This is a genomic window from Halalkalibacter oceani, assembly GCF_023715705.1.
Lineage (GTDB): Bacteria > Bacillota > Bacilli > Bacillales > Bacillaceae_D > Halalkalibacter > Halalkalibacter oceani_A.
In genome coordinates, this window is the sequence record NZ_JAMBOS010000035.1 from 1 (window position 1) to 14,980 (window position 14,980).

Here is a 14,980-nt window from a genome sequence, read left to right on the forward strand (position 1 = left end):
TCAAGTAGATTTGTAAAATGAAGGGGGAGCAAAGGATTGCTTCCCCTTCATTTTGGACAGTGAATCCGTCAGTTTTAGGACAATTAGCGCCGTCAAGATCCAGACATTGTAGAACGTCATTAACAGCTATAATGACCAACACCGTTGATAAAAACATAAGTAGCGCAAGTTTCGTCGATAATTTCATTTAACCGTTTCCTCGAGTCTTATTATTCATCGGGACTTGACTCCTCTCACTTACACCTCACCCTTTGGATTGTATATGTTCCCCTTATAATCTTGCCTCTTTTAAATTATAATAGCCAGAAAATATGAAGAAAGCATGTAAATTACTATAAGATTTAAAAAATCAAAATTACTAATGCATGTACCCTTTCTTAACAATGACCACATTTATTTGTATCAATATAAAAAGAGCGTTCCCCCGCATAGAAGTTCGCTCTTTCTTAAATCTAATTAACATGAACCAATTCATGTGCTGAAACGTGTATCTATATGTTTCAATATTGTATATCCAATGTTTATCTAAACCTTATTCATATAAGGCCCGATGGAGAAAAACTGCAAATTGTGCGCGAGTCGTTGAAGCCTCTGGGCGGAAAGTATTGTCATTAAATCCAGTAGTTATCCCACTAGCTGCTAGCCGTTGTATGGGTTCAAAAGATGGATGAGACGAAACAACATCTGTAAAATCTTTAACCTCAGAAGCTTCTGGTAAATTTAATGCTTTTGAAAAAACAATGGCAATGTGTTCACGTGTAAAGGGAGCATTTGGACGGAAGTTTCCGTTTGTATCCCCATTAAAGAGCCCAGCATCAACAACCGCTTGAATAGCTTCATACGCATAGGAATTCTCATTTACATCATCAAAGTCACCAGAATATGTAGTCGGTACTAAGTCAAATGCGCGTGCAAGAATAATCGCTACTTGTGCACGAGTTACATCGTTATCTGGACGAAAGAAACTCTGATCAAAGCCTGTAATCAAACCATTTACCCCTAACGTTTCAATCTCTTGCTTTGCCCAAAAGTTTGTAGGTACATCATGATACTGACCCGCAGGAAGTGTCTCATATTCATTTGCTAGTTGCTTTACTATCTTGTCTTCCTCTAGAATCCGTCTAGCACCCAAGTATCTTTCTGCCCAATAATAGGGATCATTAACCGATGAAATGGAGACTCCTCTAGTCGAAGAAACGTGTATAAATTGATCGTCACCTATGTAAATACCAGAATGAGACGGTCCTGGTTTGTATGTTTCAAAGAATACCAGATCGCCTACTTGTAAATCAGATTTGGAAACTGATTTTCCTGCACCATATTGTCCACTTGCTGTTCTTGGAAGCTCAATCCCCACCTTTTTGTAGACATATCCAATAAATCCCGAACAATCAAATCCACTGGGAATCGTACCGCCAAACCGATAAGGTACTCCTAGTTGTTCCTTTGCATGTGTAACAATATCAGCATGTTTTGAAGCATCTGCCTCATTTAAAGAAAATAGGGTTGTCACCATCAGAATGGCTAGAATAGCTGATAAAACCTTCTTTTTCACATCCTTACTCCTTTCTCCGACAAAGTTCCATAAAATTCTATTCATTTCTTAGATAAGTCTAGCACATCACCCTGAAAATTCATTTTACGGGTATTTAACAGTTTAAAGACAAAATGTCATAAAAAATTCCGTTAGTCTTAGAGTAATATCAATATTTGATTAAAGCTTGAGGTTCGTAAAATCTATCTAATTCCGATTGGTCCAAAAAACGATTTTTATTGAGTGTCTTGAATCATATTCATAGTAGGTATGATAAGAAGATTATTAAAATTTTTAGTGATTCGGTCATATTTATCATAAAAAACCAAAAACAATGTGCAAAGGGAGACTAAACACATTGTTTTTCATTTTAAGTTGATAATATCGTTTTGAGTGATTGCAAAACTGTTGTATAAATCTCGTTAATAGTATCGTTCTTTAGAATCTTCTTGTTGCGGAATTCTGTATCCGACCCCCCAAACTGTTTCAACCACTGATTGCTCGACTCCAGCCTGTTTTAATTTATCGCGAACATTTTTTATATGGGTATCGACATTCCGGTAATTACGGTCATCCAAGTCATCCCATTCTAGATACATGAGTTGTTCTCTAGTGTAGACTCGTCCCGGCTGAGAAAACAAGCGTGCGAATATGCCGTATTCTTTTTTCGTAAATATAACGGTTTTGTTTTTGTACGTCACCGTTTGTTGGATTTGATTAAGAGTAATTCCGTACATTCTATTAATGCTAACATCCTCGTCAGAAGGTTGAGCACGACGAAGCACTGAATGGATTCTTGCCACTAGCTCTTTTGGTTCAAACGGTTTTATTACATAGTCATAGGCACCGTTGTTTAGACCATCTACAATCTGATCGGTTTCTCCAAGCGCAGAGAGAATGATAGTGGGTACAACTCTTTTCCTATGTTTTAACTGTTTAAGCACTTGTAACCCATCCATCTTTGGCATCATAATATCAAGTAGCATAAGGTCAAAATGTTTTTCTTCAAGTATCTGAATGGCTTGCTCACCGGAATAAGCCGTCTCGACTTCAAAGTTAGCTGACTGGATACAAATCGATATTAATGTGTGCATTTTTTGCTCATCATCGACGATAAGAACCCTTTTCATGTGATTATCTACTCCTTTCATGAAGAGTAAGCTACGCATGCTACTAGCCCAGCTAAACTCTCTCTTGTTATTGTTGTGCTTGTTACTAATATTAGTCTGTAAATATGAAGAAAGCATGAAGAAATGCACGTTAGCTATGCGAATAAATACTAATTAGGAAGTAAGTTAGGATTAAAAATAAAGTGTTAAGTGGTAGACAAAATTAAGGAGAAGCTTGATCACCAAGCCCCTCCCATTTCATTCATTTGTGACTACTGTGTTCCTCGTGCATGTTTCCACTATCTAACGGATTACCACCTGTTATAAAACTATAGCCAACAATTACAAGAGATAGGTAAATAACTCCGGACAATATCCACAACTTTCTTCCCTTCATAATACGCCTCCCTTTAAAGTTTTACCTTTTGTAATCTCAACGCATTTAAGACCACTGAGACAGAGCTAAAAGCCATAGCCGCACCAGCTACCCAAGGAGCAAGCAACCCTACCGCTGCTATTGGGATAGCAGCCGTGTTATAGAAAAATGCAAAGAAAAGATTTTGTTTAATGTTTCGCATTGTTTTTCGACTCATTTGAATGGCATCAACAACACTATTCAAGTCTCCTCGCATTAATGTTATGTCTGCTGCTTCAATAGCGACATCGGTCCCTGTACCAATTGCCATTCCGATATCTGCCATGGCAAGTGCTGGAGCATCATTTATTCCATCCCCTACCATCGCTACTTTTTTTCCTTGTTGCTGGAGTTTTTCTATTTCGGCACTTTTCTGCTCGGGTATGACTTCTGCAATGACATGACTTATCCCGACTTGTTTCGCTATAGCATTAGCCGTCCTTTCATTATCTCCCGTCAACATTACGACTTCTAAGTCCAGCTCTAACATCCGCTTAACCGCTTCTTTCGAAGTCTCTTTAACGGTATCAGCTACAGCAACAACTCCTGCAAATTGGCCATCTATTGCAATTAGCATTGCAGTCTTCCCTTCACTTTCCAAAACTTCTATTTGTGAAAGAGCATTTTTAAAGTTAATCGAATGTTGGTCCATTAACTTTCTAGTTCCCGCTAGAACTTCTTTGTTGTCAACGACTGCTCGAATGCCGTAGCCAGGTATGGCTTCGAATTGACTCGGTTCATTTAGAGAAACCCCTTCATTTCTTACACCGTTAACAATGGCTTGTGCCAAAGGGTGTTCAGAATTCTTTTCGGCTGAGCCTAGATAATACATGACATCTTTTTCAATAAAATCATTTGTCACACTTATATCAGTTAGCTCGGGCTCTCCTTTTGTAACGGTTCCAGTTTTATCTAAAACAACAGTTTGAATGGATTGTGTGTTTTCTAAATGCTCTCCACCTTTAAATAATAATCCCATCTCTGCTGCTCGACCAGATCCTGCCATAATAGAGGTTGGTGTCGCAAGACCAAGGGCACATGGGCAGGCGATAACCAAGATTGAAATCAGAGGAATAATGGCCGATCGTAAGTCTCCTGGGGTGATGATAAGGTACCATACTAAAAATGTTAAAACAGCAACCAAAACAACGATTGGTACAAAGATGCCTGATACCTTATCGACCATTCTTTGAATATTTGCTTTCGATCCTTGTGCTTCCTCAACCACTTTCACAATTTGAGACAACGCAGTATCTTTACCTACCTTAGTTGCTTTGATTTTTATGGAGCCATTTTTATTAATGGTTGCCCCAATTACAGGGTCACCTACTGTTTTGTCAATTGGAATACTTTCTCCAGTAATCATGGACTCGTCTAAGGCAGAACGTCCTTCTAATATCTCCCCATCAACTGGTACCTTTTCCCCTGGCTTAATAACGACGGTATCCCCAACCACAACTTCTTCTACCGGAATTTCACTCTCTATTCCATCTCGAATTACACGGGCATTTTTCGCCTGTAAACCAAGAAGCTTTTGTAGGGCTTGACTTGTTCTTCCTTTTGCCCTAACTTCAAATAACTTTCCTAAAACAATCAATGTGATAATAATAGCAGCGGCTTCAAAATAAAGTTCTGGCATTCCTTGTCTGCCGGTACTCACCCACTCCCATCCTAAATAGATACTGTAGAAATACGCGGCACTTGTTCCAAGAGCTACAAGAACATCCATGTTGGCACTTTTATTTTTTATAGCGTGATATGCCCCTCTATAAAATTGTGCCCCAATGACAAATTGGACTGGTGTGGCTAGTGCCAATTGTACCCATGGGTTCATGAACATGTCCGGCATGTATAAGAATGAAGTAAATTCGAAATGGGTGACCATCGTCCATAAAAGGGGAAGAGTGAGAATCGTTGAAAACAGGAACTTCCCGTATTGCTTTTCAATTTCTTTTTCTTTATGGTCCATTTTTTCTTTTGCTTCTTGTTTAGGAATTAAGCTATACCCAAGTTTCTTTACGGCTTCTATCATGTCGTAAGGCTTTACATTTTTTTCATCATATTCTACTGAGATCATCTCCAGGGCAAAATTCACATTTGCGGAGAATACCCCCTCTAACTTATTTATTCTTTTTTCAATTTTTGTGGCACACGCAGCACAGGTCATGCCTGAAATGTCAAACTCAGCTTTCTCATGGATCACTTTGTACCCTAATTTCTCAATTTTGTCTTCGAATGCTTGAGTATTTGTTTGGGAAGGGTCGTATTTAATTTTTGTGCTTTCAAGAGCAAAATTCACATTTGCTTCTTGAACCCCATCGATTTTGGATAAGCCTTTTTCAATTTTGTTAGCACATGCAGCGCAAGTCATACCCGAAACCTTCAAAGATATTTCTTCTTGACTCATTTTCTTCACTCCTAACATTTATACCATGTTGGGGTATGTTATATTTTATAAAATAATCGTGCAAACGCACGATTATTTATTATATACCTTTCAATTACAATCACGTATCTTATTCCTCAATGTCATAGCCTTGTTCCTCAATAACATGTTTGATTTCATTTAAACTGACTTGTTTAGAGTCGTATTCAACAAGAACCTTACCTTTATCTAATAAAACTTTTACTGATTTTACGCCTCCTAATTGACCTACATTACCCTCTATCGAATTTACACAATGTCCACAAGACATCCCTTTTACAATTAGTGTTTTTTCTTCCACGACAAAATCCTCCTTTAAGTTTTTATTTGTGACGCAACTTTATATTACTATACTCTAGTTGGGTATATCAAGTGAATTGTTTTTAAAGGTTTAAAATTTTACATTCAGGACATTTGTCCTCTTAATAGCTCTTTCTTTCCTTGTATTTCTTAATGTTTTGAACTTGGAGGGGCTAGCCCCTCCAAGTTCAAAACATTTTCGGGCTAAAAGTGATCCTTCTTCCCATTTTCAATGGTTAATTTTCCCTTTTTAATTGTCAAGGATCATTTATTCAGGACATTTTTCCGCCTATTTGTTGCTCTTTGAAAATACTTAGGGGATTTGTCCGGTTCTTTTTGTCCTTACTCTTTGGTTGGTTGCTCAGGACATTTGTCTTCAAAAAGAGATGGATGATGTCGTTTTAGGATGTCTAAATATTGATCAATGACTTTCTTTCCTCGACCAGTAAGATGGCTTATATCCCCTTGGTCGATCTTTCTACGGACAAGGAATTTAACTTTTTCATAGTCCTTGATATATCGATCGACAGCTTCCAAGCTATGGTGTGTCCGTTTGGCAATATCAGGTGGTGCCACTTGTTGTTCGTATAGCTCAATGATGATCTTTTTATGCGTGATGCCTGGTCCTATATCTAACTGATTTCCCTTGATTGGAAGAATGATTTGGTGTTCTTCCTGGTACTCTTGGATTCTCTTAGAAATGGTCATCACGGATCGGTTGACCATAAGGGATAACTCTTCTAAGGTAAGTAATCCACCTTGTTCAAAAGCGGAATGAATGAGCCTTACAATTCTTGCTTGATCCCGTTTGGCGCTTTTGTCCCGATGCTTTTGAGGTCTTCTTCAGTAACCAAAGGTAAGTCAATTCGTTGCGATTTATAATCTTCAATTTTTTGTCCTAACTTTGGCTTTTTTATTCTCACTGGAGGTGGTAATCCACGTCAAATTGCCAAAACTAGTTTCATGATTCATTGGGTAAAATTCATCACGCAATTGGCAAATGTCATCAGCGATCAACTCGATCACTTTATGGCTGCCAATAAGCTTGTATTCAGACTCAAGCATTTCAATCAGTCCGCTTCGAAAGGTTCGTTTGGAGATACCACTCTCTTTCGTCTTTTGGTTCTTCATGACTTCATAGCCCCCTTTTTTTCCTGCACCATTGGTGAAGAAGGATTCGATCTCGTTAGAATATCCTCGAGTCGGTCTGCGTATTTTGGGCTGTTATAGTCATGAAATAGTTCCAAGTATTCGTTAGCCAAACGCTCTGAAATACCAGCAACGTGAGCGGTTTCAGCTACGGATAAACCTTTCTTTGAACAGACAACCACTCGTCCAAAGTCCTTCAAATAGCGCTTGATTGAATTTGTTGAGTGTTTGGTCGTTCGAGAGATCTCTGAATAGGTTTTATACTGTAAATACAAGCTGACAATCCATACTTTATGAGAGAGGGTCGGACCGATATCATGGTAAGCTCCTCTCGTTTGGATTCGAATACCCTCTTTCGTAAGAGATTGGATATCTCGACGAATGGTGCGTACATCAACCTCAAAAAGATCTGATAAATCTTCTTGTGTTAGTACACCACCTTGGTCAATGGCTTCTTCTGCCACCCTGCTAATACGTGATTGTCTTAAAGCTTTGCTTCCATGGCTCCGTCTCACTTCTTGGTCTTCTTGCCCATTATCTAGTGTTAGAGTGACGGTGACCATTGGAAGCTCTCTCAGGCGTGGACCATGCTTGGCACTGATCGCAATCACTTGTCGGTTCACTTGCCCATAGTCTGTTTCTCTATCGGGATCAAAACGGTGTAGCTCATATGTCTCTTTGACCGTATCTATGATCGCTTCGGCCGTCTTTGGTGAAAACTCGAACTGATTTACAAACATCTCAAACAGTTGGCTGTCTCTTGACTTAGATTCGAGACGCTCTTGTACTGTTTTTTCCATGTCATTTGTCCTCCTTCTTCTCTGCTCCCAACTCTTACTACTAGTTTAGTGAGTTTGTCTGGAGCTGTCGAACGTCACTTTAGGCGGACAAATGCCCTTATTTATATTTCTAAAAGTGTATTATCATTCTTCTATTTTTACTCTTTTTATGAAGTTCTATCCTGATCATTCGAAAAAACAAAATATCGATTCAAAAACTTTTTGAAAAGCCCCAAAACAATCACTTCACCATACGGATTCTTTCGGGGCTGGCTTCTCTGTTAAAAACCAAACTCTCTTCTTTTTTTATTTCTTCTTCTTTTTCCCTCTTCCCTTTTGGTTCTTTTGGGGCAGCTTGCTTCTATATTGAACATCAGGGTATTTCTTTTTCAAGAGAATAAGTAACCACACTCCGATTCCAACTAGAAAAATCGACATAAGCTGGGCAGCTCTTAGTGATTCTGTCACCATTAAGCTATCTGTACGCATTCCTTCAATAAAGAAACGTCCAATCGAATACCATATTACATAGGAAACGATGAGATAACCCCTTATTGGGTTTACTTTTCGCATCACCATTAACAGGATAAATCCAACTAAATTCCATAATGATTCGTAAAGAAATGTCGGATGATAATAGACGCCATTGATATACATTTGATTAATGATAAACTCAGGTAATTTTAGGCTTTCAAGAAATGTCCGTGTGACAGGTCCCCCATGCGCTTCCTGATTTATAAAGTTTCCCCATCTGCCTATCGATTGCCCAAGAATCAGGCTTGGAGCAGCAATATCAGCAACTTTCCAAAAAGAAACCTGTTTCCTTTTTGTATAAAAATATGTGGTTAGAAAGCCACCAATTAATGCTCCGTGAATAGCTATGCCACCTTCCCAAATAGCAATGATTTGAGAGGGATTTTGACTGAAGTAGTCCCAATTAAAAATCACGTAATAGAACCTTGCCGAAATAATTGCTATTGGCAATGCATATAGGAGCATATCAGAAAAAAAGCCCTTTGGCAGACCGTGCCTGCTGGCTTCCCTGTTCGCTAACCAAATACCTAGTAAAATACCCATCATAATGATCATTCCATACCAGTAGACGGTGAACGGCCCAACTTCGAATGCAATACGATTTAAAGGTTCCATAAGCCTTCTCCTTTCTTTCTAGCCGTCCATTAGTATAATAAATAAATTTGTACAATGTGTGTAGGCCGATAGGTTTTCTAAGAAAAAACTTGTACATATTCATACTCCCACATTAATAAAATTAAATTAAGAACCAGGGAGAGGAGAAATCTAACTCATGCAGTCAATCATGCTTGGTGTAGTTTTCATCGTATTATTAAGTTGGTTAATACTTTATACGTATTTGTTTAAGGAGAAACTTGGTAACATGGTAGGGATGGTTCTTGCAATGACACTAGGAATGGTCGTAGGGTTAAGTACGGGTGCATTATTAGCAATCTTGTACCCAACGTTCATTTTTGAAGTTACCATTATTAGTATGTTGATTGGGGGATTTATCGGTGTGATTTCAGGGTATCCCTTTTCTCTCGTTGCCATTTTAGATGGACTTATGTCTGGAATCATGGGGGGAATGATGGGGGCCATGCTCGGCGTGATGATTACACCTGAATATCAGAACCAATTGTTAAGTATAATGAGTCTCTTGACTGTTGGCATTTTCTTTTTTGTATATTTAATTCAAACATCAGAGCTAGTAAAAGCCTATCAAAGAAACTCATTCTTTTTTCAGCCGTTGCCTTACTTTTTGGTCGCTTGTTTCTTTATTTATAGTTTTCATGGCTATTCATTCGTATTAAATAATGAAATGATCGACCATTCATCTCACGCTCCCAAGAATGAGCTTATGATCCATGCAAGTGAATATGACTTTGGTCCTGAGCAAATTAAAATTCCACCGAATGAAGAAGTTACATTGACTCTGTTGAATACTGGATTGGAAGAACATGATTTTGAAATTAAAGGGTTAGATTATCATCTCCATGCAAAGCCTGGAACCTCAAATAGTCAACGTGTTGTTTTTGAAAAACCTGGCATTTACGAAGCGATATGTACCCTTCCTGGGCACAAAGAAGCTGGGATGGTTGCGACGATATTAGTCATTGACTCATGATAAAAAAGCCGGCATCCTATCACTTATGCTGGCTTTTCTTTGTTTTTATTTTGAATCGAGCGGTCCATCCCACACTGCCATTCCCCCACCAAAATTTGCAACATCTTCAAATCCTTGTTTCACTAAGAAATCTGCGCTTTCCACACCCATACGACCAGTATGACAGATTAAAATCACCTGCTTGTCCTTAGTGAGTTCATTCGTACGTTGCTGAAAATCTTCGTATGGAATGTTAATGGCACCTGGTATATGCCCTTCCGCATATAGCTCTTCCTCTCTCAAATCCACAAATTCTACTTCTTCATTACCGATTTCCATCAAAACTTTATCTTGATCAATTTCCTCCCATTCCTGAGTTGTCGTCTCCATTTGCCTCTGAATCGCCAGTGGATTTATAACGATGAGAATCGCCAATGCTAATACAAAGAAAAATAGGATCGTAACTAACTTATTTCCTTTCACGTTCCATGCCTCCTCTTTTAGCAAATCACTCATTTTGAACCATGAAAAAATAATAGCTTTATCGATGTTCAATTTTAGAGTGGAAATCATATATTTTTTCGATGTAGACTTGATGCCATAACATAAAGGTTAAGACTGTCCAAAGTGGGCGACTGTAATCGAAGGAGCTTTTCAACATCGGTCTTTCATCCATCTTGATTTTTCGGTGGTTTTCTAATAACTTTATTACTTCTTCTTTCTCAAATAAATGTTCAGTCTGGCTACTCTGAATGAGGTCATGTGCCCAGTCATACATCTCATTTTGCAGCCAATAGCGAATGGGAACTGGGAACCCTAGCTTAGCTCGATTAACAATATGTTCAGGTACAAGATGACTTATCGCTTCTCTAAGAGCGACTTTTGTTTGGACCTTATTTATTTTTAATGAGGGATGCAAACCGGCAGCGACCTTGAACACTTCTTTATCCAAGAACGGGACACGTAGCTCTAATGAATGTGCCATTGTCATTCGATCTGCTTTTACAAGGATATCGCCTCTCAGCCATGTCTGGATATCAATATATTGCATTTTCGTTACCTCATCCAAATGCTGAATCCGGTCATAAAAAGGAATCGTAATGTTTCGATAAGTAAAATCTGGATGATAACTTTTTAATATCGTTCTTTTATCAACTTCTGAAAACATTCTAGCATTGCCAATATAACGTTCTTCAAGTGGCGTTATTCCACGTTCAATAAAACTTTTACCCTTTATTTTGTATGGGACTCTTTCCGTAATGAACTTCATCATTCTCTTCCCACTATCGGGAAGTTTAGAAAATGGGCGAAGCGATAGGGGCTCTTGATAGATTCGATAGCCTCCAAATAGTTCATCAGCACCTTCGCCCGATAAGACAACTTTTACCTGTTTTGCCGCTTCTCTTGCAAGAAAATAAAGCGGAATAGCAGCTGGATCCGCTACTGGATCATCCAAGTGCCAAATGATTTTTGGAAGTTCCTCCATAAATTCATCAACTGAAATTTGATAATACGAGTTGTTCACCTTTAATGCCTCCGCCGTTTGCTCAACAGAATCAATTTCATGATAACCGTCTTGTTCAAAGCCAACCGTAAATGTTTTGATGTTAGGATTGATTTCTTTTGCTAATGCAACGATGCAAGTCGAGTCTACTCCTCCTGATAAAAAAGCTCCCAATGGAACATCGCTGGCCATATGATATTTAACGGATTCCTCTAATGTTGAGACGATCCGTTTTGCACTGGTTTCAAGATTTGTCTCGGCAGGTTTAAACGTAGGTTCCCAATATGTTTTAAACACCATTTTCTGTCGAGGCTTTTTTATAAAATAACAACCAGGCTCGATTTTATATGTTTTTTTTGTCATGGTCATCGGCTCAGGGACATATTGAAAGGTCAGGTAATGATGAAGTGCCTCCTTATTTAAAGACTTCATCTCTTGCATCAATGACAAACTTTTCTTTTCAGAAGCAAAATAGAGTTCATGCTCATTCTCCCCGTATGCATAATATAAAGGCTTAATCCCAAAAGGATCTCTCGCCCCATACAACACTTTCTCACGCTTGTCCCATATTAGAATGGCAAACATCCCTCGTAGTTCCAAAAAAGCACGTTCTTTTTTATCCTGAAATAGAGCCAAAATGGTTTCAGAATCGGAAGATGTATTAAAGGTATAACCCTTTTTCTTCAATCGATGGCGTAGCTCGTTATAATTGTAGATTTCTCCATTGAACACCATCCAATATCTATTATTTTCATATGATATCGGCTGCTTACCAAGTTTCAAATCAATAATACTCAATCTTCGAAATCCAAAGACGACGTGTTTGTCAACAAAGTACCCTGAATCATCAGGACCACGGTGAACGATCGATTCCACCATCTCAACAATAGTCCCTTTCTTCCTTTTAACTTCGTCTTCTTTATTATTTATATACCCAACAAATCCACACATGTTTTCCACCTCAATTGATCTTTAATATATAGTTGCACACTTTTCGAAGAGTATGGTTCATGATACAAGTGAGTTTTGTTGTTTGTGTGGAGAAAAGCATAAACATATAAAAAATAAAACAATTGAACTAAGCAATGAAAGGCCCTTTTTAATGCTAGCTCTCTTTACTCCCTCTTTTCAATTTTTACATTGCAGCATAACTCTTCTTCATGAATGATTACATATCTTTTAATGATATGACACATGATAGTACCAGCTATCGTCAATTAATAGAAAAGTTAATGGTACTTTGATTCAGATGGATTTGCTTTAAGTTAACTGAATTAAATTAAGAAGGGATTTTGGCTATGGATAATTTCTTCTATTTTAGAAAGAGGAAAATTAAGAATGAATGTTGATAATCACAGGTTGAAATCGAATAAAACGCTTAATGAAAAAATAAAGATAACTCTCTTACTTGCCCTTCCAGCTGTTATAGAGAATTTTTTTCAACAATCGATAGGTTTTGTTGATACCTACTTCGTTTCGAAAATCGGTCTTGTTGAAGTATCAGCCGTTGGTGTAACGAACGCCCTTTTAGCAATTTATTTTGCAATTTTTATGGCAATCGGTGTTGCCGTCAATGTATATGTTTCCAACTTTTTAGGTGCAAATAAGATTGAAAAAGCGCGGCACATTGCTCAACAAGCCGTAGTAATGGCCTTTATTTTGGGGGTTCTGTCTGGTTTGACCACCCTGTTTTTTGCAGAACCATTGCTTCGTTTAATGGGTATTACCCCGGATGTTTTAGCGGTCGCGGCAGTCTATTTTCGAATTGTTGCCATTCCTTCCTTTTTAATGTCTTTGACGTTCGTTTTTAGCAGCATCTTACGTGGTTCGGGGAATACGAAAGCTCCGATGATAGTTAGCATTGTCATTAACATTTTCCATGTTCTATTGGACTTTGTCCTCATTTTCGGTTTTGCTTTCATACCAGCGCTTGGTATTGTTGGGGCTGCTTGGGCAACTGTTATCGCTCGATTGATTGGGGTAGTCGGATTGTACTTTTACATTACAAAGTCGAAATTGATTTTTTTTAAAAAAGAATATTGGAAGATCGACTGGGGTCATCAGTGGGAATTGGTCACGTTAGGAAGCCCTGCGGCTGGGGAACGCCTTGTCATGCGAGCAGGACAAATCGTTTATTTCGGTCTGATCGTGGCGCTTGGTACCAATTCGTTTGCCGCCCATCAGATTGCGGGTAATATAGAGGTATTATCGTATATGATTGGGTATGGTTTTGCGACAGCAGCAACTATTCTTGTCGGTCAACAAGTCGGTGCTCACAAGTATGAGGAGGCCAAAAGCTATGCACAACTATGTACCTTTCTATCTGTTAGTTTCATGGCAGTTCTCGGAATATTTCTCTTTTTCCTAGGGGAATGGATCGGTTCCTTTTTTACAAATGATCCGGAAGTTATAAACGATATCAAAATTGCCCTTCAAATCTCTGGGCTATCGCAACCATTTTTAGCAATTGTGCTCGTATTAACAGGGGCCTTTCAAGGAGCAAATAATACAAAGTTCCCTATGTATTTGACTGCCGTTGGCATGTGGGGAGTCCGTACCTTATTCATTTATATTTTAGGACTATATTTAGGATGGGGACTTGGGGGCGTATGGCTTGCGATTGGACTAGACATCCTTTTTAAAGCTATCGTACTGTGGATGAAATTTACAAGGGGAAAATGGATTTCTACGAAAACCGATCCTAAAAGGGATCCTGAATCAGAATGTCATCCTCAGTCGACGAAAGAAAATATGTCCTGCTGTGTAAATAATTATTAATCATTTAAAGAACTATTTTTTCATTTGAAGGTCAAACTGCTCGGCTCGAATATACTTTAAAGTTATTCTGTTTATGGTTATTTTTGATTGACTTTTTGGATTTCTTCTTTAAACATCCTGGTTTCACATTTAATAAAACCAGGATGAAATATTTATGACAATTACTAAATTGGTGTTGTCACCTTATTTTAATAGTTGTTCCCCATTATTTATTTTCTTGCAATTTGATTTTCAGGTTATCTAATCCGATACGATTAATGAATTTGAAAAATGGCTCTCTCTTCTTCGCGTGTTCCATATAAATGTCAAGGATTTTTTCGACAACTTCATAAAGTTTTTCAGGAATTAACTGCTCCGCTAATAAGGTCCCTACTTGTGCATCCTTTCCTTTTGCCTTTCCTCCAATATATAAATCATAGCCATTTCTTACTTTCATAACTCCAATATCATTGACTAAAGGTTCACCGCATCCAACCGGACAACCGGTATAGGCTGGCCGGAGCGTAAAGGGAACTGGTTTTCCCGCCATTCGCTTATTTAACTCACGTGCAACTGGCATACCTTCTTCCTCAGATCCTTTACAAAAATTACAGGTCCTTAGGCTTTTCACAAAATTCCCCACCGGATAACAGGATAATCCTATTTCCTTGAATTTTTTCTTAACTATATCCACTTTACTTTCAGGCACCTCGATGTAAAGTTGTTGAAAAGTCGTGACTTCCAGTTCATCACCATCATTCATATATTCTAAAATTAAAGCTAGTTGTTTGGTATTTAATTTTGCACCAAATGATATTCCACCGTTAACAGCCAATTTAATCATTTTTTCTTTTTGATCCATTACAAATTTCACACCTTTCTCTTTTTT

At 38.2% G+C, this 14,980-nt stretch carries 14 protein-coding genes; 2 read left to right on the forward strand and 12 right to left on the reverse strand.

Annotated features, from left to right (window positions below):
* The 9 genes from M3212_RS20105 to lgt all read right to left on the reverse strand — a co-directional run.
* A partial coding sequence (locus tag M3212_RS20105; protein ID WP_251195731.1) for a hypothetical protein occupies positions 1–187 on the reverse strand: 187 nt, incomplete at its 3' end.
* Positions 188–532: 345 nt separating this feature from the next.
* Positions 533–1,555, reverse strand: a complete 1,023-nt coding sequence (locus M3212_RS20110; protein WP_251195732.1) for an NlpC/P60 family protein — start codon at positions 1,553–1,555, stop codon at positions 533–535.
* 401 nt (positions 1,556–1,956) lie between these two features.
* Positions 1,957–2,664 (reverse strand): response regulator transcription factor, encoded by a 708-nt coding sequence (locus tag M3212_RS20115; RefSeq protein WP_251195733.1) that lies wholly within the window; start codon positions 2,662–2,664, stop codon positions 1,957–1,959.
* Between the two features lie 389 nt (positions 2,665–3,053).
* The gene (locus M3212_RS20120) at positions 3,054–5,465 is read right to left on the reverse strand and encodes a heavy metal translocating P-type ATPase (RefSeq protein WP_251195734.1); all 2,412 of its coding nucleotides are present in this window, start codon (positions 5,463–5,465) and stop codon (positions 3,054–3,056) included.
* A 109-nt stretch (positions 5,466–5,574) separates the two neighbouring features.
* Positions 5,575–5,784 carry a copper chaperone CopZ gene (gene copZ / locus M3212_RS20125; protein WP_251195735.1) on the reverse strand — a complete coding sequence of 70 codons (210 nt, stop codon included), beginning with the start codon at positions 5,782–5,784 and terminating at the stop codon, positions 5,575–5,577.
* Positions 5,785–6,125: 341 nt separating this feature from the next.
* Positions 6,126–6,575 (reverse strand): DUF1670 domain-containing protein, encoded by a 450-nt coding sequence (locus M3212_RS20130; protein ID WP_349774213.1) that lies wholly within the window; start codon positions 6,573–6,575, stop codon positions 6,126–6,128.
* A 93-nt stretch (positions 6,576–6,668) separates the two neighbouring features.
* On the reverse strand, positions 6,669–6,914 hold the full coding sequence (locus tag M3212_RS20135; RefSeq protein ID WP_251195736.1) for a hypothetical protein: 246 nt from the start codon (positions 6,912–6,914) through the stop codon (positions 6,669–6,671).
* Positions 6,911–7,732 (reverse strand): DUF1670 domain-containing protein, encoded by an 822-nt coding sequence (locus M3212_RS20140; RefSeq protein WP_251195737.1) that lies wholly within the window; start codon positions 7,730–7,732, stop codon positions 6,911–6,913. The genes M3212_RS20135 and M3212_RS20140 overlap by 4 nt, the downstream gene beginning before the upstream one ends.
* 285 nt (positions 7,733–8,017) lie before the next feature.
* Positions 8,018–8,860 (reverse strand): prolipoprotein diacylglyceryl transferase, encoded by an 843-nt coding sequence (lgt, locus tag M3212_RS20145; protein ID WP_251195738.1) that lies wholly within the window; start codon positions 8,858–8,860, stop codon positions 8,018–8,020.
* Positions 8,861–9,017: 157 nt separating this feature from the next.
* Here lgt and M3212_RS20150 point away from each other — a divergent pair, with 157 nt between their 5' ends.
* On the forward strand, positions 9,018–9,851 hold the full coding sequence (locus M3212_RS20150) for a cupredoxin domain-containing protein (protein WP_251195739.1): 834 nt from the start codon (positions 9,018–9,020) through the stop codon (positions 9,849–9,851).
* Between the two features lie 45 nt (positions 9,852–9,896).
* On the opposite strand, the gene M3212_RS20155 is transcribed toward M3212_RS20150, so the two are convergent.
* Positions 9,897–10,313, reverse strand: coding sequence for a rhodanese-like domain-containing protein (locus M3212_RS20155; RefSeq protein WP_251195740.1), 417 nt, complete (start codon positions 10,311–10,313; stop codon positions 9,897–9,899).
* Positions 10,314–10,371: 58 nt separating this feature from the next.
* A complete protein-coding gene (asnB, locus tag M3212_RS20160) occupies positions 10,372–12,285 on the reverse strand; it encodes an asparagine synthase (glutamine-hydrolyzing) (RefSeq protein WP_251195741.1) in 1,914 nt (637 codons plus the stop codon).
* Positions 12,286–12,672: 387 nt separating this feature from the next.
* Between asnB and M3212_RS20165 the strand changes: the two genes are divergently transcribed.
* A complete protein-coding gene (locus M3212_RS20165; protein WP_251195742.1) occupies positions 12,673–14,112 on the forward strand; it encodes an MATE family efflux transporter in 1,440 nt (479 codons plus the stop codon).
* A gap of 205 nt (positions 14,113–14,317) precedes the next feature.
* On the opposite strand, the gene M3212_RS20170 is transcribed toward M3212_RS20165, so the two are convergent.
* Positions 14,318–14,953, reverse strand: coding sequence for a nitrite reductase (locus tag M3212_RS20170; RefSeq protein ID WP_251195743.1), 636 nt, complete (start codon positions 14,951–14,953; stop codon positions 14,318–14,320).
* Positions 14,954–14,980: the final 27 nt, after the last annotated feature.

Coding starts and splice junctions, on each gene's coding strand:
- M3212_RS20170 (WP_251195743.1), bottom strand. CDS start 14,953: ATGGATCAAAAAGAAAAAATGATTAAATTGGCTGTTAACGGTGGAATA.
- M3212_RS20135 (WP_251195736.1), bottom strand. CDS start 6,914: ATGAAGAACCAAAAGACGAAAGAGAGTGGTATCTCCAAACGAACCTTT.
- M3212_RS20150 (WP_251195739.1), top strand. CDS start 9,018: ATGCAGTCAATCATGCTTGGTGTAGTTTTCATCGTATTATTAAGTTGG.
- M3212_RS20120 (WP_251195734.1), bottom strand. CDS start 5,465: ATGAGTCAAGAAGAAATATCTTTGAAGGTTTCGGGTATGACTTGCGCT.
- asnB (WP_251195741.1), bottom strand. CDS start 12,285: ATGTGTGGATTTGTTGGGTATATAAATAATAAAGAAGACGAAGTTAAA.
- lgt (WP_251195738.1), bottom strand. CDS start 8,860: ATGGAACCTTTAAATCGTATTGCATTCGAAGTTGGGCCGTTCACCGTC.
- M3212_RS20115 (WP_251195733.1), bottom strand. CDS start 2,664: ATGAAAAGGGTTCTTATCGTCGATGATGAGCAAAAAATGCACACATTA.
- M3212_RS20140 (WP_251195737.1), bottom strand. CDS start 7,732: ATGGAAAAAACAGTACAAGAGCGTCTCGAATCTAAGTCAAGAGACAGC.
- M3212_RS20165 (WP_251195742.1), top strand. CDS start 12,673: ATGAATGTTGATAATCACAGGTTGAAATCGAATAAAACGCTTAATGAA.